Annotated in this window: 23 protein-coding genes and 1 pseudogene; 7 read left to right on the forward strand and 17 right to left on the reverse strand. The window is 68.0% G+C overall.

What is annotated here, in order from left to right; all coding sequences use genetic code 11:
* The 6 genes and pseudogenes from QZZ29_RS08330 to QZZ29_RS08355 form a co-directional block, all read right to left on the reverse strand.
* Positions 1-1,559 (reverse strand): annotated as a pseudogene (locus QZZ29_RS08330) (N,N'-diacetylchitobiose phosphorylase); the annotation flags it as partial.
* 131 nt (positions 1,560-1,690) lie between these two features.
* On the reverse strand, positions 1,691-2,530 hold the full coding sequence (gene proC, locus QZZ29_RS08335) for a pyrroline-5-carboxylate reductase (RefSeq protein WP_291382525.1): 840 nt from the start codon (positions 2,528-2,530) through the stop codon (positions 1,691-1,693).
* 52 nt (positions 2,531-2,582) lie between these two features.
* Positions 2,583-3,329, reverse strand: coding sequence for an ABC transporter permease (locus QZZ29_RS08340; RefSeq protein WP_291382526.1), 747 nt, complete (start codon positions 3,327-3,329; stop codon positions 2,583-2,585).
* Entirely contained in the window at positions 3,326-4,057 is a 732-nt protein-coding gene (locus tag QZZ29_RS08345) for an ABC transporter ATP-binding protein (RefSeq protein WP_291382527.1), read from the reverse strand. The genes QZZ29_RS08340 and QZZ29_RS08345 overlap by 4 nt, the downstream gene beginning before the upstream one ends.
* An 18-nt stretch (positions 4,058-4,075) precedes the next feature.
* Complete coding sequence (locus QZZ29_RS08350) at positions 4,076-4,780, reverse strand: TetR family transcriptional regulator (RefSeq protein WP_366479308.1); 705 nt, start codon at positions 4,778-4,780, stop codon at positions 4,076-4,078.
* The gene (locus QZZ29_RS08355; protein ID WP_291382529.1) at positions 4,699-6,783 is read right to left on the reverse strand and encodes a hypothetical protein; all 2,085 of its coding nucleotides are present in this window, start codon (positions 6,781-6,783) and stop codon (positions 4,699-4,701) included. Before QZZ29_RS08355 ends, QZZ29_RS08350 begins: the two co-directional genes overlap by 82 nt.
* An 81-nt stretch (positions 6,784-6,864) precedes the next feature.
* Between QZZ29_RS08355 and radA the strand changes: the two genes are divergently transcribed.
* Positions 6,865-8,244, forward strand: coding sequence for a DNA repair protein RadA (radA, locus tag QZZ29_RS08360; RefSeq protein ID WP_291382530.1), 1,380 nt, complete (start codon positions 6,865-6,867; stop codon positions 8,242-8,244).
* Positions 8,245-8,265: 21 nt separating this feature from the next.
* Here the strand turns inward: radA and QZZ29_RS08365 are convergent, their stop codons facing one another.
* Positions 8,266-8,880 (reverse strand): hypothetical protein, encoded by a 615-nt coding sequence (locus QZZ29_RS08365; protein WP_291382531.1) that lies wholly within the window; start codon positions 8,878-8,880, stop codon positions 8,266-8,268.
* A gap of 60 nt (positions 8,881-8,940) precedes the next feature.
* Between QZZ29_RS08365 and QZZ29_RS08370 the strand changes: the two genes are divergently transcribed.
* Together QZZ29_RS08370 and QZZ29_RS08375 are read left to right on the forward strand one after the other, a co-directional pair.
* Positions 8,941-9,846, forward strand: a complete 906-nt coding sequence (locus tag QZZ29_RS08370; RefSeq protein ID WP_291382532.1) for an A/G-specific adenine glycosylase — start codon at positions 8,941-8,943, stop codon at positions 9,844-9,846.
* A gap of 9 nt (positions 9,847-9,855) precedes the next feature.
* A complete protein-coding gene (locus tag QZZ29_RS08375) occupies positions 9,856-10,152 on the forward strand; it encodes a thermonuclease family protein (RefSeq protein ID WP_291382533.1) in 297 nt (98 codons plus the stop codon).
* Here the strand turns inward: QZZ29_RS08375 and QZZ29_RS08380 are convergent.
* Positions 10,149-11,165 (reverse strand): aldo/keto reductase, encoded by a 1,017-nt coding sequence (locus QZZ29_RS08380; protein WP_291382534.1) that lies wholly within the window; start codon positions 11,163-11,165, stop codon positions 10,149-10,151. The two genes, QZZ29_RS08375 and QZZ29_RS08380, sit on opposite strands and share 4 nt — an antisense overlap.
* 160 nt (positions 11,166-11,325) lie before the next feature.
* On the opposite strand from QZZ29_RS08380, the gene QZZ29_RS08385 reads away from it, so the two are divergent.
* Entirely contained in the window at positions 11,326-11,598 is a 273-nt protein-coding gene (locus tag QZZ29_RS08385) for a DoxX family protein (protein WP_291382535.1), read from the forward strand.
* 81 nt (positions 11,599-11,679) lie between these two features.
* Here the strand turns inward: QZZ29_RS08385 and QZZ29_RS08390 are convergent, their stop codons facing one another.
* Positions 11,680-14,247, reverse strand: coding sequence for an ATP-dependent Clp protease ATP-binding subunit (locus tag QZZ29_RS08390; protein WP_291382536.1), 2,568 nt, complete (start codon positions 14,245-14,247; stop codon positions 11,680-11,682).
* A gap of 312 nt (positions 14,248-14,559) precedes the next feature.
* On the opposite strand from QZZ29_RS08390, the gene QZZ29_RS08395 reads away from it, so the two are divergent.
* Complete coding sequence (locus QZZ29_RS08395; protein WP_291382537.1) at positions 14,560-14,790, forward strand: helix-turn-helix transcriptional regulator; 231 nt, start codon at positions 14,560-14,562, stop codon at positions 14,788-14,790.
* A 5-nt stretch (positions 14,791-14,795) separates the two neighbouring features.
* Here the strand turns inward: QZZ29_RS08395 and dtd are convergent, their stop codons facing one another.
* The 8 genes from dtd to QZZ29_RS08435 all read right to left on the reverse strand — a co-directional run bounded on the left by dtd (position 14,796) and on the right by QZZ29_RS08435 (position 19,556).
* The gene (gene dtd, locus QZZ29_RS08400) at positions 14,796-15,221 is read right to left on the reverse strand and encodes a D-aminoacyl-tRNA deacylase (protein ID WP_291382538.1); all 426 of its coding nucleotides are present in this window, start codon (positions 15,219-15,221) and stop codon (positions 14,796-14,798) included.
* 6 nt (positions 15,222-15,227) lie between these two features.
* Positions 15,228-15,575 carry a DUF2516 family protein gene (locus QZZ29_RS08405; protein ID WP_291382539.1) on the reverse strand — a complete coding sequence of 116 codons (348 nt, stop codon included), beginning with the start codon at positions 15,573-15,575 and terminating at the stop codon, positions 15,228-15,230.
* A 64-nt stretch (positions 15,576-15,639) separates the two neighbouring features.
* Positions 15,640-16,788 carry a folate-binding protein gene (locus tag QZZ29_RS08410; RefSeq protein ID WP_291382540.1) on the reverse strand — a complete coding sequence of 383 codons (1,149 nt, stop codon included), beginning with the start codon at positions 16,786-16,788 and terminating at the stop codon, positions 15,640-15,642.
* A 1-nt stretch (position 16,789) separates the two neighbouring features.
* On the reverse strand, positions 16,790-17,350 hold the full coding sequence (locus tag QZZ29_RS08415; protein ID WP_291382541.1) for an FABP family protein: 561 nt from the start codon (positions 17,348-17,350) through the stop codon (positions 16,790-16,792).
* Between the two features lie 146 nt (positions 17,351-17,496).
* Positions 17,497-17,853: a DsrE family protein gene (locus QZZ29_RS08420; protein ID WP_291382542.1), complete on the reverse strand. Its 357-nt coding sequence runs from the start codon at positions 17,851-17,853 to the stop codon at positions 17,497-17,499.
* A 1-nt stretch (position 17,854) separates the two neighbouring features.
* The gene (locus tag QZZ29_RS08425) at positions 17,855-18,301 is read right to left on the reverse strand and encodes a DUF4395 domain-containing protein (RefSeq protein WP_291382543.1); all 447 of its coding nucleotides are present in this window, start codon (positions 18,299-18,301) and stop codon (positions 17,855-17,857) included.
* 80 nt (positions 18,302-18,381) lie between these two features.
* Positions 18,382-18,819, reverse strand: a complete 438-nt coding sequence (locus QZZ29_RS08430; protein ID WP_291382544.1) for a thioredoxin family protein — start codon at positions 18,817-18,819, stop codon at positions 18,382-18,384.
* Between the two features lie 2 nt (positions 18,820-18,821).
* Positions 18,822-19,556, reverse strand: a complete 735-nt coding sequence (locus QZZ29_RS08435; protein WP_291382545.1) for a hypothetical protein — start codon at positions 19,554-19,556, stop codon at positions 18,822-18,824.
* A gap of 55 nt (positions 19,557-19,611) precedes the next feature.
* Here QZZ29_RS08435 and QZZ29_RS08440 point away from each other — a divergent pair, with 55 nt between their 5' ends.
* Together QZZ29_RS08440 and nhaA are read left to right on the forward strand one after the other, a co-directional pair.
* A complete protein-coding gene (locus QZZ29_RS08440) occupies positions 19,612-20,328 on the forward strand; it encodes a response regulator transcription factor (RefSeq protein ID WP_291382546.1) in 717 nt (238 codons plus the stop codon).
* Positions 20,329-20,447: 119 nt separating this feature from the next.
* Positions 20,448-21,770 carry a Na+/H+ antiporter NhaA gene (gene nhaA / locus QZZ29_RS08445; RefSeq protein ID WP_291382547.1) on the forward strand — a complete coding sequence of 441 codons (1,323 nt, stop codon included), beginning with the start codon at positions 20,448-20,450 and terminating at the stop codon, positions 21,768-21,770.
* Positions 21,771-21,783 lie beyond the last annotated feature (13 nt).

Raw genomic sequence — 21,783 nt, forward strand, 5'->3', positions numbered from 1 at the left:
TTGGCCATGAGGAAGGTGGAGAACATGGACTCGCCCGTGGTGCCGAACTGCAGGCGGTCGTTCCAGTCCGCCTGCAGTCCCTGCACCAGGCCGTTGTTGCCCAGGTGATCTAGCGAGAACTGGATGGCCTGCTTGAGGTGCTCGAACACCGTCGCCTCGCCGTGGTCGGCGTAGGGCAGCACGGTATCGAGGTAGGCGACGTCTCCCGTCTCGTACACAAAATTCGCCACCGTGATCGGCAGCCACAGCGCGTCGTCCGAGCGGTATTGCTCAAGCGTGGGGGTGGTCTCATGGCCGGGACGATGCGCCCACGGCTTCACAAGCGGCATCGCGCCGCCCTCGTGCGTTTGGCCCGTGAGGATCATGGTGAGGCGCTCGCGCACCTCATCGGGGATGGCGTGGATCACCGCGAGCATGTCCTGCACCGTGTCGCGGTAGCCCAGGCCGTCGCGGTCGCCGGCCTCGATCAGCGAGACGCCGCGCGACCAGGTGAACGTCATGTGCGTCTGGTACGCGTGCCAGACGTTGATCATCGAGTTCATCTGCTCGTCCGGGGTGGCGATCTGCAGCGGCGCCACATAGTCGCCCCACTGACTACGCAGGGTGGCCAACTCGCGTTCTACGGCCCTTGGGGTGCCGAACTTAGCCATGATTTCCCGGCCCGGTCGCACGGAGACGCCGTCGACGTCTTCCCACGGGGCATCGGGCGCCCCCACGCCCATCATGTAGATCACGTGGCGCGTCTCGCCCGGCGCAAGCTCGAGCCTGGCCTGCAGTGACGAGCAGGCGTTGTCGCCCGTCGTCTCGGAGCCGGAGCAGTAGCCGCGCTCCACGGCGATCGGCGCCGACTGCGTACGGTACGAGCCCAGGAAGGCGTCGCGGTCGGTGTCGAAGCCGGCGAGATCGGCGCCCGCCATGCCGAACCACAGCTCGGACGTGTGCGTGCGCGCCGAGTTGGATCGGTGGATCATCCCGTCCTTCAATCGGCACACCACCACGTACTGCGAGTACTGGAGGTTCTCCAGGTACTGGCGGTAGTTCCAGTCGTTGGACAGTTCCGCGTACGAGAACAGGGACACGTTGCGGGGCTCGGCGGTGGTGTTGGTGACCTTCACGGACCAGTACTCGAACGCTTGACCCTTCGGGATGAAAACGCACGCCTCTGAGTCGATGCCCCGATAGTTCGAATGGAAGATCGAGTAGCCGAGGCCGTGGCGCACGGACGACGCCTGGGTCGGGTTGCCGGCGGCGTCGACATCTTCGCCGTCGCGGCCTCGCAGCGGCTTGCCCACGGGCTGCCAGGATGCAGACCAGAAGTCTCCGTCGGCGTCGTCCCGAAGGTAGATATAGCGGCCGGGCTCGTCTTGAGGCACGCCGTTAAAGCGAAAGCGCGTGACGCGGCCCTCGCCGCCGGACTTGTAGAACGAGTATCCGCCAGCGCCCTGCGTGATGATCCCGCCGTAGAGGCGAGAGCCCAGGTAGTTGGACCACGACCGGGGGGTGTCCGGGCGAGTGATGACGTACTCGCGCGCGGCATCATCGAAGTGACCGTATTGCATGAGAACTCCCAGGATTCAAGACATGCTGCGTGACTCTCCGGTCTCCGTCCGCGCTGACAAGGAAGAGCGCTCTACACAATAGCGGGCTGGGACGGACCCGGCAGGCGCACAAGTCGGGCGTTCAGTCGTTCCTACTCGCCTGCGAGTTCGACCGCGAGTTCGCGGGCACGTCGGTCTGCAGCCGACAGGCCGACCGCCACCACCGTCTGCAATCCCGCGTGACCCATCGCTTCGAGGGCAGCCAGCGTGGTGCCGCCCTTGGACGAGACCCGCGCGCGCAACTCGGCCGGCGTCGCGCCCGAGCTCTCCAACAGCCGTCCCGCGCCGATGAGCGTCTGGCGGGCCAGCGCACTGGCGACGTCGCGGTCGAGGCCCTGCGTGATTCCGGCCTCGACCATCGCCTCGACGAACGCGTAGAAGTATGCCGGCCCCGAGCCGGACACGGTGCTGACGGCGTTGATCTGGCCCTCGTCGACCGTGACCACCAGGCCGGTCGCGGCGAGGACGCGGGAGGCCACGGTCAGGTGGGCATCGGTGGCCGATGCGCCCGCCGCGATCGCGGTCGCACCAAAGCCCACCAGGGCGGGTGTGTTGGGCATGGCCCGCACCACCGGGGTGCCGTGCGGCAGGCGCGCCTCATAGAACGAGGCCGACAGCCCCGCCGCAATGGTCAGCACCATGCTCCCCGGCTTCACATGGGGCCCGAACTCGGCGAGCACCTCGGCCGCATTTTGGGGTTTGACGGCAAAGACGATCACATCCGCGCCCGCAGCGGCCTCGGCCACGCTCGTCGTGGTGAGCAGTCCGTGCGCGCCCGCGAGATCCGCGAGGGTTTCGCTGTGGCGGTCGGCCACCGTCACGGCTTCGGCGGGCCAGCCTCCGTTGCGGACTCCGGCGGCGATGGCGCCGCCCATGACTCCGCCGCCGATGATGGCGATCGTGGACGAGGGCGCGGGAGTGGTGTCAGTCATGCTCCCAGGCTATCGGCCGCATGCAAACGTTGCGGGTTTCGTGGCGGCGGGTTCAGTCCGTGCGACGGCGGAGCGTCATGGCACCGAGCACGAGCGAGCCCGCAATGAACGCCACCAGAATCCCCACGGGAGCCCAGATGGCGTCGCCGTCCCCCGCAAGGATCGAGTTGACCGCGTCGATCGAGTAGCTCACCGGCAGCACATCGGAGACGTACGTGAGCGCGGTGGGCATGTCCGTGCGGTTCATGAAGAGGCCGGCCAGCAGCAGTTGCGGAATGATGACCAGGGGCATCATCTGCACGGCCTGGAACTCCGTCTTGGCGACCGCCGACGCCAACAGACCCAGCGCGGTGCCCACGAGTGCGTCGAGAACCATGACGAGCCCCAGCAGCCACAGACCGGTGGGGATCTCGAGCCCGAGCGGCCACACGGACCACGCCGTCATGACGATCGCCTGCACGGTGGCCACCAGGCCAAAGGCGAACGCGTAGCCGAGGATCACGTCGGCCTTGCCGGTGGGGCCCACCATGAGGCGCTCCAGGGTGCCGGACTGGCGCTCGCGGAGCATCGTGATCGACGTGATGAGGAACATCATGATGAGGGGGAACAAGCCCATGATGCGCGGGCCGATCGTGTTGAAGATCGGCCCCGTGGGCGGCACCGGCGACTCGGAGAACATAAACTGCAGCAGCCATGTGAGACCCACGGGCAGCACCATGAGCATCACGAGCGTGCGGGGGTCGCGGCGTAGTTGAGTCAGCACGCGTTTGGCGGTGTTCCAGGTGAGCGTGAGGCTCATGCCGCGTTCCTTTCGGCCAGCACCAGGAAGGCAGCATCGGCGTTGTCGGTACCGGAGTCCGCGAGGATGTTCTCGTAGGTGTCGTCGGCGAGAATCCCGCCGTCCCGCACAAAGACAAGGCGGTCGCAGCGGGTCGCCTCGTCCATGACGTGTGAGCTCACGAGCACCGTCTTTCCCGAGTCTCGGAGTTCGTGGAAGAGTTTCCACAAGTCCCTGCGCAGTGCGGGGTCGAGTCCCACCGTGGGTTCGTCGAGCACGAGCAGTTCGGGGTCGCCCACGAGCGCGGCGCCCAACGACACGCGCGACTCCTGGCCGCCCGAGAGGGTGCTGACCGGCCGATCGGCGACGTCCGCGAGGCCGATGTGGTGGAGCGTCGTGGCCACGCCGTCGGCGCCTACGCCCATCGTCTTGGCGAAGTAGGCGAGGTTCTCGCGGGCGGTGAGGTCGGGGTAGATGGAGGGCGCTTGCGTGACGTAGCCGATGCGGCTGCGCAGCACGGGCGATCCGGCGGGGTGGCCCAGCACCTCGACCGATCCTCCGGCCACGATCTGGGCGCCGACGATCGCACGCATCAGCGTGGTCTTGCCGCCGCCCGAGGGGCCGAGCAGGCCGACGATCTGGCCGTAGGGAACGTCCAGGTCGATGTGCGGAAGGACCTCGTTTCCGCCGCGGATCACGTGGAGCGCGCGGATCGAGATGGCGGCTCTCTCAGGGGCGCTATTCCTCATATGGGGAATTGTGCTCGTTCACTCGTCGACTGTCAACCGTGGCGGGGAGTCCTCACGGAGCAGTCGTGTGAGAATCGGCCCATACCGCGCAATGAGCGACTCGGCCGGCTCCGAGGCGAGCGGTTCGATGCGCGCGCCATGACGGAGCATTGCCAGTCCGAAGACTTGGGAGGCGGCCGTGATCGCGGCTCTCGCCGGGTCCTTGGCGCCGACCGCCACGGCCACCCGCTGGATCACGCCCTCGATGATGAGCTCGCGCACAAAATCCGCGACCTCGGGATGCTCGAGCGCCGCCCGCATGAGGGCGACGATGCGGGGACCGCGCACCGGGTCATCCCACGCCTCGACAAAGAACGTCATGGCGCGCGTCCCCACCAGGTCCGGGTCGCCCTCTGCCAGACGCTGTGCATGACCCTCGAGGTCGATCGGCGGCCTCATCGCCTCGACAAACAACTCGCTCTTGGTGGCGAAGTAATGACGCACGAGCGCTGGGTCAACGCGGGCCTCGCGGGCAACGGCCCGGACAGATCCACGAGCGTAACCGTCCCGCGAAAACACCGCGCCCGCGGCCGCGAGAATCTCGGCGCGGGTATCCGGGCCGCCGGGGCGCGGTCCCCGCTTACCCGGCGCACGGGGCACCGCTACACCCCGTAGTGCTCGTAGAAGTCCAGTACAGACTCGGCCGGCCCGGTCAATACGAATACCGCGGTGACGTTGCGCCACACCACGGTGCCGGTGGCGCCTTGCTCGGTCAGGGCGCGTTCGCCCACCTGCTCGCCGTCCACCAGGACGGGCTCCACGTCCGTGGCGCCCTCCGCATACGCGTTGTACGCCTGCTGAGCGTCGTCGACGTTGTAGTGCTGATACGCATCCACCACGAACGCGGGGGACCCGGCGGCCTCGCCATAACTCAGCTTGGCGTGCTCGGCCGTCCGCGCGGGCAGCGTCGGCTCCGTCAGCGGATCGATGCTTTCGAATTCACGCAGCACGTACGTCTGCACGGTGCTTGGCAGTGCCGCCACAAAGTCCGACGGATCCGCGATCGTGATGGGCGCGCCCTGCGGTCCTGGCGGCGTGGCCGTGATCGTCGGAACTGGCAAGGTGATGGGCTCGGGGAGCAAGAACGTGCGGTACACCAACACCCCCGCGGCCGATGCGACCACCAGAGCCGCGATCAGCCACCAGATCCACCGCCTGCGCTTGCGGGGCGCCACAGCGGCGACCTCGTGCTGGTCGGCGATGGTGCCGTCGCCCGTGGCATCGAGATCCGGTTCCGTCTCCTCATCTGAATGTGCTTCAGGCTTCGACACCCCGTCCGACGCGGGCTCGGGTTCGCTGTCGAGGGCCGTCTCTGGCGGCAGGCCCGCGGCCGGCAGGATTGTCGGGGCCGCGAACTCAACGTCGTCGTCCGCGACGGGCGACCAGGGGCGCGGCGGCGTCGGCGTGGCGTCTTCCGACGCGGGGGCAGGAGCCGATGCATCGTGCTCGACCGGTACGTCTGTGACGGGCGGAACCCGCGTGGGGCCGGGCGCATCCGCCGCCCGCGTACTGAGCTCGACTCTCGGCGTGTACGCCGGCTCATCTGTCTCAGGAACGTCAAGTTCGGACAGCGGTGAGGAGGGTCGAGGCGCGGGTTCCGTGAAACTCACCGACGGGGTCTGCGGGGACAACGGACGCGTCGCCGGCTCAAACCGCGGCACGAATGGCTCCTCGTCGCCGAATGACGGGAACGTCTCTTCCGATGCGGAGACGCGCGGGACGCCCGACGTGGGAGTGGGGGCACCTGCGGCCTGCAGGCTCGCGTTCGAGATCGCCGAGGCGCCGAGCTGCCACACCGGGTCCGCGGACGCTTGAGGAGAATCGGTCTCGCCCTGCGGCTCGGGGGGGCTGGCCGGCCTCCACGGCATCAGACCTTGGACGGAGGCGGCGGAGTAATTGACCTCATCATCGCCCGCGCGCGGCAGGATCTCGGTATCCGGCGGGGGCAGGATCGGGGCGATGATCTCCGCCTCGTCGGCCGCAATCGGAGTGGGGACCTCGTCCGCTTCGGTCCTCGGCGTCGCAGGCGGCTGGGACTCGTGAGTCGATTCAGGGGTCGGCGCGGAGGCTGGCGCATGCGCGCTGTGCGGCACCTGTGGCTTGCTGGGGGTGAGATCGTTCGGACCCGGTGTCGGGACGGACCCGGTCACCGGCGGGCCGGGCGGGGCGGAGTGCAACCAGGAGTCCTGCGCGTTCGAGTGATGTCCCGGGTGGGCATCGCTGTGATCGGCGCGGGGACGGGTTCCGCTCAGGTACGGACTCGTGGGGGTGGCCGGGACCTGCTGCGTCGGCGTCGCGGGAGGCGAAGGCGTCTCGACCGTCGGCGAGCCGGGCTGGGGACTGACCGATTCCGACTCGACCGGCTCCGATTCGTCCGGGGTTGCGTCGCGGTCGCCGCGCGCACCAAAGAAGGCGGCCGCCGCCGCGGGTGATGGGCTGGACGCGGTGCGCGGTCGCCGCGCCGGCCGTGGTGGCGTCGACCCCTCCGGCATCGGGGCGAAGGGCCATCCGGTGAGGGGCGTGGTGGGAGAGGTGGCCTCATGCTCGGAGCCAGGCTCGCCGTGCGCCCACGATTTCGCAGGGGAGAAGGTGTCGGGCTCTGCCCCGGGCACGTTGTCGCTGGTCTCAGCGGGCTCCGGCACGGGATTCACCGGCAACCACGGCGGACGGTAATCGTCACTAGACATGTGCCCAGGTTATGCCCAGGGGGTGCACGCCGCTGTTCGAGCGTCCCCCCGCGTGTCAGATCCGGCGGGTAACGTGACGCCATGGCGAACCCCAAGAAGACTGCGCCCGCATATCGGTGCACCGAGTGCGGATGGACGGCAGTCAAGTGGGTGGGCCGCTGCAGCGAGTGCCAGCAGTGGGGCACCGTCGTCGAGGTGGGGGCGGCCGCCGGACCACGCACACAGGCCACCGCCGTCACCACACGGGCCCGACCGATTGGCGACGTCCCGTCCAGCGAATCGGCGCGCCACCCCACCATGGTCACGGAATTTGATCGCGTTCTCGGCGGCGGGCTTGTGGCTGGCGCGGCGGTCCTGCTGGCGGGAGAGCCGGGCGTGGGCAAGTCGACCCTGTTGCTTGAAGTGGCGGCAAGAGCGGCTCGTGAGGGCACCGACGTGCTCTACATCTCCGGCGAGGAATCCGCGGGACAGGTGCGCCTGCGCGCCGAACGCATGGGTGCGCTCGAGAGGCGCCTCAAGCTTGCCGCGGAAACTGACCTGGGCGTCGTGCTTGCACATCTGGCCGTCGAGGCCCCCGGGCTGGTCATCATCGACTCCATCCAGACCATCGCCTCGGCGTCGATCGAGGGATCGGCGGGCGGGGTGTCTCAAGTCCGCGAGGTTGCGGCTGCACTGACTCAGGCGGCGAAGATCTCCGGAGTGCCGATGGTGCTTGTAGGTCACGTCACCAAAGACGGGTCCGTGGCTGGTCCCCGGCTGGTGGAGCACCTGGTCGACGTGGTGTGCCAGTTCGAGGGCGACGCGCATTCACCCTTGCGACTGCTGCGTGCCCTCAAGAACCGTTTCGGATCCGTGGATGAGGTGGGCTGCTTCCAGTTGGTCGAAGCGGGCATTGAAGAGGTCCCCGACCCCTCCGGCCTGTTCCTCAGCCAGACTGGCGAGCCCATCGCGGGAACCTGCGCGACCATCACCATTGACGGGAGGCGTGCGCTGCCCGCGGAGATCCAGGCGCTCGTGGCGCCGTCCGCGCTGTCCAACCCGCGCCGCGCTACGTCGGGCCTGGATTCCGCGCGCGTCGCCATGATGCTTGCGGTGTTGCACCGGCGCGTGGGTGTCGCGCTCGTCACGGATGACGTCTATGTCTCCACGGTGGGCGGCGCCAAGGTCGCCGAGCCGGCCGCGGACCTGGCGCTGGCGCTGGCCCTCGCGTCCGCGAGAGCGGACCGCCCGGTGCGAAAGGGATACATCGCGATCGGCGAGGTGGCGCTGTCGGGTGCGGTGCGGCCCGTGAGCGCCATCGGCACCCGGCTGTCCGAGGCGGCCAGGCTGGGCTTCACGCACGCGATCGTGCCGCCGGGCATTGATGCAGCCGCACGCGAGGTCGTCGCCGGGCGCATGACGGTGATCACCGTGGAGACCCTTGCCGAGGCGGTGCGGGCCGGCGTCACTCCGGCGCAGTAGCGGGCTCACCGCTCAGCGTGGCTAACTGCTCAGCTGGAAGCTGACGTCGGGCGCTTCGATCCCCTGGATCGTGAGCATGGCGTGATAGGTGCCGTCGCCCGGTGTGGCCGAGACCGCAGTGCATTCCGGTGCGGACCGTTGGCGAGACCAGGTCACCGAGAACGTCTCTTCCGCGTCGGGCTGCAACAGAAATTCGCGCGGGTTGATGGTGGCGTCGGTGGGGCAGTCCGCCGAAGAGAAGATGCGGTCGCTTCCCGACGTGATCAGCAGCTCCGTGTGATCGGCGGCCGTGTCGAGCAGGCATGGGGAGGTGCCCGTGTGGGTGATGGACACGTCGAACACGGGCAGGGCGCCCGCGCCAAAAGTGCTGGGATTGGGAGTCGCGGCGAGCGTCACATCGGCCGAGGTGCAGGGCCGCGACACATCGGAGCCCCCCGTCGCCCCCGCGGTGGGGTCTGCCGTGACGGTCGGATTCGCCGTGGCGGGCGGCGTGGCCGTCGAGTCGCCACCCCCCGGGGAGAAGATCAAGAAGTACAGGACGACTAGCAACAGTACGGCTCCCACGATCGCGACGATGCGTCGGCGCCAGTACACCTCGGGGGGCTGTGCGCCCACCGGCTCGCGAAGACCATCCATCACGGGCCTCCTTCCGATGACTCAACGGTAACCGTGCAAAGCGCTGGAACAATGAAGGCCATGCCGTATGCCGCACACTCCGCAGATCAGGATGTGACCCGCGTCAACGCCGTTCTGACCTGGTACGACGCTCACGCGCGGGATCTTCCGTGGCGCAGGCCGGACTGCAGTGCGTGGGGAGTGCTGGTCAGCGAGGTGATGCTGCAGCAGACTCCCGTGGCGCGGGTGCTGCCCGCCTGGGAGCGGTGGATGGCGCGGTGGCCCACGCCGGCGGACCTTGCAGCGGCGACGCAGGCCGATGCCGTGCGGGCGTGGGAGCGCCTGGGATACCCTCGCCGAGCCAAGCGCTTGTGGGAATGTGCGCTGGTATTGGTGCACGAGCACGGCGGCGACGTGCCCCGCGACGTCGATGCCCTGGTGACCCTGCCCGGAGTGGGTGACTACACGGCCGCCGCGGTCGCGTCCTTCGCGTTCGGGAGGAGGACCGTCGTGCTCGACACGAACGTGCGCCGGGTGATCGGACGCGCGTGGAACGGTGTGCCGCTGCCCGGCCCGAGCATCACCCGAGCCGAGCGCGAATTCGCGGCGGGCATCGTGCCCGCCCAAGCCTCCGACGCGGCACGATGGGCGGTCGCGTCGATGGAACTGGGTTCACTCGTGTGTACCGCGCGCGCTCCGCAGTGCGAAGCCTGTCCGCTCGAGGGCTCCTGTGAGTGGGTTGCGGCCGGCCGGTCGGGACTCGCCGAAGCGCCGCGCAGAACGCAAGCCTGGCACGGCACCGACCGACAGGTGCGCGGCCGGATCCTGGCGTTGCTCCGCGAGGCCGCGGACCCGCTCACCCTGGCCGGGCGGGCGGCGCTCGAGGACATCGACCCGGGCCAGCTGGATCGGTGCCTCGACGGCCTCGTGTCGGACGGCCTCATCTCATTGGTCGATGCGGAGCGCGGCTCGTTCGCGCTCGCCTAGTCTGTGCGCATGTCTCCCTCCGCCCGGCGTGCAGCCGCGTCCATCGCGGGTCTGCTGCTGGTGCTGGGCGCGTGGTGGCGGGTCACCGCGAATGCTGGATCCGGCGCGGAAGCCGACCGCGACACCTACGGCCGACTGCTGAGATACGTCGAGGTCGACGACTCGGACGTGGGCCTCGACCTCATCGAGCAGGGATTGGCGGTGGCGCGCTACGACTCGCGCACCGGCCAACCACATGACCGTGAGTTCGCCTATCGGGCGGCCGACGACGCCTCCGCGGACCTGTGCGGCTGTGATCCCCGCTAGAGCGATCCCGTGCCCTGCACCGCGTACGGTTCGATGGCCGCCATCTCCTCGTCGGACAGCGGGTCAAAGCTCAATGCAGCCACGTTGTCCCTCAGCTGCTGCACGCTCGAGGCGCCGACGAGGGCGCTCGTGATGCGATCGTCGCGTAGCACCCACTGGATGGCCATCTGCGCGAGCGTCTGACCGCGGCCCTGCGCAATGTCGTTGAGCGCGCGTGCTCGCTCCAGATACGACTGAGACAGGTTCTTCTCAGACAGGAACTGGCTGTGGGTGGCGCGCGAACCCTCGGGTACTCCCTTGAGGTAGCGGTCGGTCAGCAGGCCCTGCGCCAAGGGTGAGAACACGATCGAGCCGACGCCTTCGCGACCCAACACGTCGAGCAGGCCCTCCTCGGGGCGGCGGTCGAACATCGAGTAGCGGGGCTGGTGGATGAGCAGCGGCGTGCCCAGGTGACGCAGGATGCGAATGGCCTCCTCCGCGTCGTCCGGTCCGTAGTTGGAAATCCCGGCGTACAGCGCCTTGCCCGAACGGACGGCCTGGTCGAGCGCCATCATCGACTCCTCGATGGGCGTTGCGGGGTCCGGCCGGTGGTGATAGAAGATGTCCACGTACTCGACGCCCATGCGTCCCAGCGACTGGTCGAGCGAGCTGAGCAGGTACTTGCGCGAGCCGAAGTCTCCGTACGGGCCCGGCCACATTCCGTAACCCGCCTTGGTGGAGATGAGGATCTCGTCGCGGTACGGCTTGAGGTCGCGCTCAAAGATCCCGCCAAAGTTGCGCTCGGCGCTTCCGGCCGGGGGACCATAGTTGTTCGCGAGGTCGTAGTGCGTGATCCCCATGTCGAACGCGGCCAGGATGATGTCGCGCTGGCGGTCGAGACCGGTGGCGTCGCCGAAGTTCTGCCACAGCCCGAGGCTGACCGGCGGCAGTTGGACTCCGGAGCGTCCGCATCGGCGATACGTCATGGACTCGTAGCGGTCTTCGGCGGCGGTGTGCGGGGTGTGTGGGCTCATATCGCGAGCCTAGCGAGCCGGGTCCGTGACTTACCACCGCCGCGGAGAACTCACGCGCGCGGGCGGCGGGAATGAACGCCGCCTACAGTGGCGTTACGACGCCGATTGAGCTGACGCGTCACCAATCTGTTGGCGGCGCCATGAGTTCTCGGGAGAAGGCATGGCGTGGGCCACGCACTATTCCGACTCTGCCATCCGCGGCATCGGCGCGGCCGAGGTTGCCGGCGCGCTGGGGCTGATCCTGCCCGCCGTGACCGGCATCGCCACGTGGTTGGTGCCCACCGCGGCGGTTGGGCTTGTGATCGTGATGGCCGGTGCGGTCCGGCGTCACGTCATCATCGGCGAAGGAGTCAAGGGTGCGATGCCCGCGCTGACGCTCGGGATATTGGCGCTGATCGTGGCCACCGGGCGTATCTGGTTGGCGCCGTGTTAGCCCTCGCTGAAATGTGCGAAACGACGAAGGCCCCGGCTCCTTGGGGGGGCCGGGGCCTTGTGCGTCGTCGTGTGGTGGGGTTCAGGACTCGTCTGAGTTGGAGTCATCCTTCTCGGCGGAGTCGCCCGACTTCTTGGCGGATGCAGGCACAACGTCGGTGGTGATGGGCTCGCCCACCACGCCGTCCCGGTCGATGCCCTCGAACGTGAACTCGCCCAGGATGCCTTCGCCGTGCGCGTCCACGCGGATGATCTGTCCGGACGTGATCTCGCCGAACAGGATCTTCTCGCTCAACGGGTCCTCGATCTCGCGCTGGAGTGCTCGACGCAGGGGTCGCGCACCGAGCACTGGGTCGTAGCCGCGTTCGGCCAGGAGCTTCTTGGCGGCATCCGTCAACTCGATGCCCATATCCTTGTCCTTCATGCGGCCATCCAAGAGGGCCACCATGAGGTCCACGATCTGGATGATCTCGTCCTGCGTGAGCTGCGGGAACACCACCACGTTGTCCACGCGGTTGAGGAACTCGGGCTTGAAGTGTTCCTTCAGCTTTCCGTTCACCAGCTTGACCATGTCTTCGTAGGTCTGGCCGCCCTGCTGGGCGACCGCGAAGCCCGTGACCTGACGCTTGGAGATCGCGTCGGCGCCCAGGTTGGTGGTCATGATGATGATGGTGTTCTTGAAGTTCACCTCGCGGCCCTGAGCATCGGTCAGCTTGCCGTCCTCCAGGATCTGGAGCAGCGAGTTGAAGATGTCGGGGTGCGCCTTCTCGACCTCGTCGAACAGCACCACGGAGAACGGCTTGCGGCGCACCTTCTCGGTGAGCTGGCCGCCCTCTTCGAAGCCGACGTAGCCGGGGGGTGCGCCAAACAGGCGGGCCACCGTGTGCTTCTCGCCGTACTCGGACATGTCGAGCGAGATGAGCGCGTCCTCGTCGCCGAACAGGAACTCGGCAAGCGCCTTCGCGAGCTCGGTCTTACCCACGCCGGTCGGACCCGCGAAGATGAACGATCCACCGGGACGCTTGGGGTCCTTCAGGCCAGCACGCGTGCGGCGGATGGCCTGGGACAGCACCTTGATGGCAGCCTCCTGGCCGACGATCCGCTTGTGCAGTTCGCGCTCCATCGCCAGCAGGCGCGACGACTCGTCGGAGCTGACGCGAGCCACCGGAACACCGGTGGACATCGACAGCACCTCGGCGATGAGTTCCTCGTCCACCACCGCGGCGATGTCGAGGTCGCCCGACTTCCAGGCCTGCTCCTTCTCCGAACGCTCCTCCGTGAACTTGCGCTCCACGTCGCGCAGCGACGCGGCCTTCTCGAAGTCCTGCTCGTCGATGGCCGATTCCTTCTCGCGGCGCACGTTGGCGATCTTGTCATCCAGGTCGCGCAACTCGGGCGGGCTGGTCATGCGGCGGATGCGCAGGCGCGCGCCCGCCTCGTCGATCAGGTCGATCGCCTTGTCCGGCAGGAACCGGTCGGAGATGTAGCGGTCGGCCATCTGCGCGGCGGCCACGATCGCCTCGTCCGTAATGGTGACGCGGTGGAAGGCCTCGTAGCGATCGCGCAGTCCCTTGAGGATCTCGATGGTGTGGCCAAGTTCCGGCTCCGGCACCTGGATCGGCTGGAAGCGGCGTTCGAGCGCGGCGTCCTTCTCGATGTGCTTGCGGTACTCGTCGAGCGTGGTCGCGCCGATGGTCTGCAGTTCTCCGCGCGCCAGCATCGGCTTGAGGATGCTCGCGGCGTCGATTGCGCCCTCGGCGGCACCCGCACCCACCAGGGTGTGGATCTCGTCGATGAACAGGATGATGTCGCCACGGGTGCGGATCTCCTTGAGCACCTTCTTGAGGCGCTCCTCGAAGTCGCCGCGGTACCGGGAACCGGCCACCAGCGATCCCAGGTCTAACGTGTAGAGGTGCTTGTCCTTGAGCGTCTCGGGCACGTCGCCGCGCACGATCGCCTGGGCAAGTCCCTCGACCACGGCCGTCTTGCCGACGCCGGGCTCGCCGATCAGCACCGGGTTGTTCTTGGTGCGACGGCTGAGGACCTGCATGACGCGTTCCATGATCAGCTCGCGACCGATGACCGGGTCGAGCTTTCCTTCGCGTGCGGCTTGCGTGTAGTTACGGCCGAACTGGTCGAGCACGGTGGAGCCGGCGGGGGTGCCCTCCTGGGGTCCGCCGACGGCGGCGCCCGCTCCGGCGGTCTCCTTGCCCTCGTAGCCGGACAGGAGCTGGATGACCTGCTGGCGCACGGAACTGAGTTCCGCGCCGAGCTTGCCGAGCACCTGTGCGGCAACGCCCTCGCCCTCGCGAATGAGGCCGAGCAGGATGTGCTCGGTGCCGATGTAGTTGTGGCCGAGCTGCAGCGCCTCGCGCAGCGACAACTCGAGGACCTTCTTGGCGCGCGGGGTGAAGGGGATGTGACCGGACGGGGCGTGTGAGCCCTCGCCGATGATCTCCTGCACCTGCTCGCGGACGCCGTTGAGGGAGATGTCCATGGCCTCGAGGGCCTTGGCGGCAACGCCTTCGCCCTCGCGCACCAGGCCCAGCAGGATGTGCTCGGTCCCGATGTAGTTGTGGTTGAGCATGCGCGCCTCTTCTTGGGCGAGCACCACCACACGACGGGCCCTGTCAGTGAACCGTTCGAACATCGTCGACCTCCTTGGCCACAAGGAATGAGTCCTTATGGTGTGTGACCAGGCTAACCACGTGCCCCCCGTCGGCATGTCCATGTTCGCGTTGGGCGTGAGAGTTGTGACCGCAGCGCAACAACCCCGAGTCGTCCGGTTGACATATCGAGAATCGATGCATATCGTTAAGCGATAATAACGATAAACGTTAAGGAGTGTCGTGACTGACGACACGCACACACTCGATCGAGCCGACCGCATCGGCCTCTACCTTGCCGTGGGTGGGGCCCTGCAACGGGGCGAACGCGTGCGCCGCGACACCGAGGGACTCGTATGAGCCCGGCCGAGTCAGAGCCCAGCGGCATCCACTGCCGGCTCGACGAGCTCCTCGCACAGCGCGGCATGACGCTTACTCGACTGAGTGAGATGGTGGGCGTTTCGCTCGTGAACCTGTCGGTGCTCAAGAATGATCGGGCGCGCGCCATCCGCTTTTCGACGCTCGTGGCCATCTGTGAGGCCCTCGACTGCGAGGTCGGAGACCTGCTCGACCGTCGGGCGGCATAGGAGGCTTAGGTCTCGAGCAGGATCGTGATCGGCCCGTCGTTGGTGAGGGTCACGTCCATGTGGGCGCCGAACACCCCGGTGCCCACGGTGAGGCCGCGCTCCCGCAGGGCGGCCGCCACGGCCTCGACGAGGGGCTCGGCCACGGGCCGCGGCGCCGCCTGATTCCAGGTGGGGCGGCGACCCTTGCGGGTGTCCGCATACAGCGTGAACTGGCTGACGACGATGACGGGGGCGTCCTCGTCGCTCACCGATCGCTCGTTGTCGAGGATGCGCAGGTCGGCGATCTTGCGGGCGATGGTCTGGGCCTGCTCCGGCCCGTCCTCGTGGGTGACCCCCACCAACGCGACGATGCCTTGGGCGTCGAATGCGGCAACCTCGACCCCGTCAACAACGACGGACGCGCGCGACGCCCGTTGCAGTACGGCGCGCATCGGCCCCTACCAGCCGCCGGTGTTGCGGTCGCTGCGCCCGCCGCCGGAGGGCCCCCGCCGGTGGGGGCCGAGTGCGGGCTTGACGCCCACGTGGTAGACGATCACGGCGACTGCCGCCGCGAGTCCCACGATGCCCAAGGGTCCGGACCCGCCGCCAAAGGGGTACGGGAGCGAGATGAACAGGAGCGCCGTGGCAACCACGAGGATCACGACCCACAGCGTCTTGCTTTGCTTGCTGGCGCTGACGAAGGCGTCATTGGATCTGCGCGAGACATCGATCAGCGCCCATACTCCGGCGCCGAACGCCGCATATGAGATTGCGGCAACAACCAAGAACTGCAAAAACTGAAACATGTGTCTCCTCCGCGAGTCACGTTAGCGGATCGTTGGGTGTCGCTGTCGCGCCCGCCTCGGCGGCCTAACTCATGTCGCCGCCGTCGGCGGCGCAGCCCTTTCCCATCAGCAGACCCTTGGCCGTGGGCCCGGGCTTGGCGGGCCGATCTGCTGAGAAACCCTCGGCGTTCACGATGATCTCCTGGGCCGCGGCGACCGGCCCGTCCTCGCCCTCCACGTGGAGCGTGGCTTCCGGGTCCGTGGACCGCTTGAGCACGGCGAGGGCAATGGGCCCCAGCTCGTGGTGGCGGGCCACGGACGTCACCCGGCCCGCGGGCTTTCCGTCGGAAGCGAGCGTCACGGTCGCGCCTAGCGCGGGGAGGTCCGCGCCCGAACCATCCAGATGCAGCATCGTCAGCCGGCGCGGGGGCCGGCCCACATTGTGAACCTTCGCCACCGTCTCCTGCCCGCGGTAGCAGCCCTTGTGCAGGTGCACGGCGGTGCGCAGCCAGTCGAGCTCATGCGGAAGCGTGGTCTCGTCCACCTCGGTCGCGGCGCGCGGACGATGCGCGGCGATCCGAAGAGCTTCGGAGGCCCAGGTGCCGGCGAGGCGGGCGCCCGTAGCGAGTCGGGCGTCCACGGCTGCGGAGAGTTCGCCGCGAGGCACCAGCACGAGTCGCCACGCCCACGGGTCCGGCTGTGCCGAACCAGCGTCGGCATACGACGTTCCGCCCGGAGCGACGTGGGGCCACGGGTCCACCCAGGTGACCGCGCCGTCGTCCCCCGGAAGGGACGAGGGCTCGCCGATCGCTGCCCAGTCGGCCGTGGCATCGGCGACCTCGACGCGCAGCATGAAGCGCATCCGGTCCAGGAAGGCGGCAAGTCCCGCGGCGGTCTCCGTCATGAGCCACGCAGTCTCGCCGTCGTCCACCGCGGCGGCCACGTGTTCGATGCGCCCTTGCGGCGTCAGAATCATCAACTCGGTCGAGGCGCCGGGAGCCAGAGCCGCGACCTCCTGAGTGGTCAGCGAGTTCAGCCACGTCAGGCGGTCCGGACCTGTCACGGTCACCACGCCCAGATGGGATTGGTCCACGACCGCAGTGCCCGCCTCGAGCGCACGCTGCTCCGCCGTCGGGTCTCCGTAGTGCCAGGCCACGCCTGCGTCGGGTCCGTCGGCTGCCACCGCGCCTGGGCGTACGAGCAAGGGGGAAGAGGCAATCAGAGCGGAGGTCATGTCAGGTCAACGTTCGGGTGGGCCGTGAGGATTCCTCGACGCGGGACATCCGGCCGGAAGCGTAGCTGCGCAAATCATTGCCAAACGCGGCGATGTCGAACGCAAACATGAGTTCGCCGCTCACGTGGCCGTATAGCCGCGCGGCGCCGCCCACGTTCGGGGCCGATGCGGAGCGGGCCATCAGATCCGACGCAAGTTCGATTTTTCCGTTGCCCACCGCGCCGATCATGAGCGCGATCGAGCCGGAGGCATCCGCGAGCAGCAACTCCACCGGGTGGAGGCTTTCGCTCAGTTCGAGGCCCTCGGGGGTCTTGGGAGGTACCCGCCAATAGCCCTGCTCGCTCGACCAGACGGGACCGTCTTCGCCGTCGTCGCCCACCACGGTCCAGGTCGCGCGATAGATCAGGTAGGGCCCGCCGTCGTGATCGAATGTCACATCGGACCGGAACTGGGTGCGAGGGATGTCGGGGTACTCGATCACGCCGCGACCGGACCACGAGCCCACCAGCCAAGCCAGGGGGTAGACCTCGGGTGCGAGATCGTCGGGCAGAACGAACGTCACCGCTTAGGCGCGTTCAACACGCGCCACAACACTATGCCGGTGATCCACACGGTCGCGCTGAAAGAGGCAACCGCCAGGGCGATGAAGGTGGCTTCAAGTGCAGTCATGATGTCCCCAGTCTAGGCACCGGTCTTCAGGAGTGCTGTTCAGTACACCAACGCAGTGGTGTCTGCTTCCAGGCTTTCCGCCACGAACGCGGCCGCACCCGCAATGCGGACCCCGTCAAGCAGGTCGTGCGAACCGATGTCCCGGCGCTCGATGCACTGAGTACAGACCGTGAGGGTTCCGGCGGCAAGCACCGCATCCCGCAATTGCGACAACGGCGGACTGTGCGGCAACTCGACGTCATCGACGCCAGGCACGGCGTGGAACACCGCGTCACCCGTCAGCCACATGCTCACCTCGACGCCCGAAGCGGCCGCGGTCGCCGCGACCGTGAATGCCTGCACGAGCGCCTCAGGGCGTTCCGCGCCCCACGTGCACTTCACCACCAAGCGGGCCATGTCACGCCGCCTTGGTGGTGGCGCGCTTGAACAACAGGTAGAGCTCGCAGCCCGCACAGAAGTTGAACACGCCATTCAGGAACGACGCGATCGCCACCAACGCCGCGAAGACATAGAAGCCAGCTTCCGCACCGGCGAGGCCCAGAAGGAGCCCGGCAGCCGCCATCACCAGGCCCATTTGCTGGGCGAAGCGCGGCGGGCGGAAGCTTTCCGTCTCGCTCGGGGCGCCGATGCGCGGACGCACCAGAGTGCGGAACAGCCACGACTGCACGGTGGCCTGCGGGCCCACGGTGGCGCCGGGCACAAACATCGCGGTCAGGACGGCCATGAGGACGAAGCCGACGGCGTTGGCGCCCACCACGAGTGCGGCGAGCACGATCACGAACGTCACCAGCGCCCCAAAGCGGTAACCGCGCGGATCAATCTGGATGTCAGAACTGGGGGACACGAGACCTCCTTAGTAGGGACGCCATCCTATCGGGACGCCTCCGATTCGGCCCCCGATCGCTCGGCGGCGGGCTCTGAAGACTAGATCGAATACTCGCCTGGGGGAGGCAATTCGTCCAGGGCCTCACGCACCTGCGCCTCCGAGGGCGCGCCGTTCATGCGCGACACCACGACGCCGTTGGCATCCAACACCAACGTGGTGGGGGTTCGCATGATGTCCAGGCGCCGTGCGAGGTCCAGCCGCTCAGAGGCGTCGATCTCAATGTGGCTGACGTGGGTGTACTCCTGGGCCACCCGCAGCAGCAGCGCGCGGGTGGGCGGGCACTTGGCGCAGATGGGCGTAGAGAATTGCACGAACGTGGCACGCAGGCCGCGCGGTGCGCCAAGGTCGTCGGGTGTCAGCGCGCCCGGAACGTGCACGTGCTGAACGCGCCCTTGACGCCTGGACCACCACAGGTACGCCATCGCGCTGGCGGCCAAGACCACCACCACCGCGGCGAGCCTGATCAGGGCGTCCATGTTCAGCCCACCAGCAGTCTGCCACTGAGGTACACGAGCACCCCCGAGGACAGCACGGGAGTGATTCCCGACGCGATCGCGGCTAAGACGTGGCGCGGCGCGGGTTCGCGAGTGGCGAGTTCCGTCACCGTCACGACGGAGGCGGCGCCGACGACACCCACCAGCGACCCGCCGGCCCAACTGATGGAGTCGAACACGTATCCCAGCACGCCACCAGTGGCGGTGCCGAAGATCAACGCGATGATCGAGTTCACGGTGGGCCGCTTGGTGGTGACGGCGGCCAGCCCTGCCACGGCGATGGCAGCCGCACCCGCCACCACCAAGTCGGCGGCTCCCGGGGTGCGATTGGCCGCCACCCATGCGCCTGCGGAGACGGCGACGAAGGCGCCCGACATCATCCCGGTCACCGAGGTGACGGCTCGGCCGGGAGGGGACGGGAAGAAGACCTCGGCGGCGAGGGATAGGAGCACTGCCGCGCCGGCGGCCGCGACGGCATAGCGCAAGTAGGGTTCCCCACGGCCCAATCCGACCGCAACCACCGATATCGCACCGGAGGCGGCGATGATGACGCTGCCGACCTTGCGCCGATACACGCGCAGGAGGCGTGGCCAACCGAAGGCGGCCACCGCGATCAGCGCGCTCACTCCCAAGGCCAGAAAACGCGTGCCATAGAAGCCCGCAACCGCCACGACGGTGGCGGCAGCGAACGTCGCCGTGGCTCGCGTCGAGGGGTTCACGCGCGTAAGTCTCGCACGAGTGCTAACGGTAAGGTAAACGCAACCGGAGGTAGCCATGGCCGACCTGCTTGTGCTGACGCCGTCTGCTGACGGCGCCGCCGAGGTCCTGCCTGCCCTGGCCCTGCTCAGCCACCGGACCCGTGTTGTCGCCCCCGAGCCCTCGGCCATGCTGGACGCCCTCGACGCCGACGTCCTGGTGATCGACGCGCGCGCCGATCTGTCCGAGGCGCGCAACAACTGCCGCCTTGTCCAGGTCACGGGCGTCCAGGTGCCCCTGCTTCTTGTGCTGCGCGAGGGCGGAATGTCGATCGTCACCGCCGAATGGGGCGCCGACGACGTGGTGCTCACCGACGCCTCCCCCGCCGAGGTCGAGGCCCGATTGAGGTTGCTGCTGGGCAGGGCATCGTCCGCGGATCCCCTGGAAAAGGCGGCCGAGTACAAATCCGGCGATCTTACGGTGGATGTGGGGGGCTACACCGCGCGGCTCAAGGGCAGACCACTCGACCTCACCTATAAGGAGTTCGAACTCCTCAAGTACCTGATGCAGCACCCGGGACGCGTCTACACCCGCGACCAGCTGTTGCAGGAGGTGTGGGGCTTCGACTACTACGGCGGCACGCGCACCGTGGATGTCCACGTCCGCCGCCTGCGCGCCAAACTGGGCGCGGAACACGAACAGCTCATCGGCACCGTGCGCAACGTGGGCTATCGCTTTGACCCGCTCCCCATCAAACATGCGGCGGATCCTTCGCCGAGCTCTGCGAACGCGTAGACACCGACGGGGAAGCAGGAGCGTCGCGCCGGGCGTTGAGGTCAGTGACCGGGCCTCAGATGCTCGGTAGGCTAGGACCCACCATCGTTGGTGATGTCCCACAACGAAAGTAGGTTCCGATGGTCCGCGCCCGTGCCCGCAGGCTGTTCAGCCGCCTGACGCCGTCCACGGAGCAGACCCTCGCGGACGTACTTCGCACCGAGCGGGCCGGGGGAATCCTGCTGCTCATCGGCACGGTGGTTGCCCTCGTGTGGGCCAACTCGGTGTGGGCGGACGGCTACGAGACCGTCAAGACCACCGTGATCGGTCCCCACGCGCTTCACCTCGACCTGGCCCTCGAGACGTGGGCCAAGGATGGCCTGCTCGCCATCTTCTTCTTTGTGATCGGTTTGGAACTGAAGCGCGAAATCGTCGCCGGGGAACTGCGCAGGCCCGCCACGGCCATCGTGCCGATCATCGCCGCCATCGGTGGAATGCTGGTGCCGGCAGGCCTGTATGTGCTCATCAACGCCACCAGCGATGCGGGTTCATTGTCCGGCTGGGCGGTACCCGTCGCCACGGACATCGCTTTCGCCATCGCCGTCCTGAGCGTGGTAGGCAAGTGGCTTCCCAACGCCTTGCGCGCGTTCCTGCTGACCCTGGCCGTGGTAGACGACCTGCTGGCGATCGTCATCATCGCGGTGTTCTTCACCGACAGCCTCGCGCTTGGCTGGCTGGGGGCGTCGGTGGCGTCCATCGCCCTGTTCTGGTTCCTCATTCGCAAGGGGGTCACGACGGCGTGGGTGCTGGTGCCCGTCGGACTTGTGGCGTGGGCCACGATGCACGCGTCGGGGGTGCACGCCACCATCGCCGGAGTGATTCTGGGCATGGCGGTCCCGGCTATCGCTCGCCCGCACGAGAGGCACAGCCTGGCCGAACATTGGGAGCACTGGTGGCGACCGATCTCCGCGGGATTCGCGGTACCCGTGTTCGCGCTGTTGGCGGCGGGAGTTGCGGTGGATGGGGCCGCGATTGCCGCGGCCGCGGCCGACCCGGTGGCCCGGGGCGTCGTCGCCGGACTGGTCATTGGCAAGCCGGTGGGCATCTTGCTGTTCACCTTTCTGGTGGCGACCTTCACGCGCGCCTCCTTGGATCGCGGCCTCAGCTGGTGGGATGTCCTGGGCATGTCCGCTTTGGCCGGCATCGGCTTTACCGTGTCGCTCCTGATCGGCGACCTCGCGTTCGCTGGCGATCGGGTCTCCGAAGTGAAGATGGCCGTGCTGTCGGCGTCGCTGCTGTCGGCCATCATTGGTGCGGTCATCCTGATGTGGCGCGACCGCTTCTATCGGTCCGTGTTTGAGCGCCGCTCGACACCGGTGCCGGACTCCCGCCTCGCGGACGCCGCAGTGCTCGAGCGTGAACTCGACAAGCGCGGCCGCATGACCGCTACCGAGGCCGAATAGCGTCGGCGCCCCG

This window comes from Demequina sp., assembly GCF_016278765.1.
In the GTDB taxonomy this organism is placed as follows: domain Bacteria; phylum Actinomycetota; class Actinomycetes; order Actinomycetales; family Demequinaceae; genus Demequina.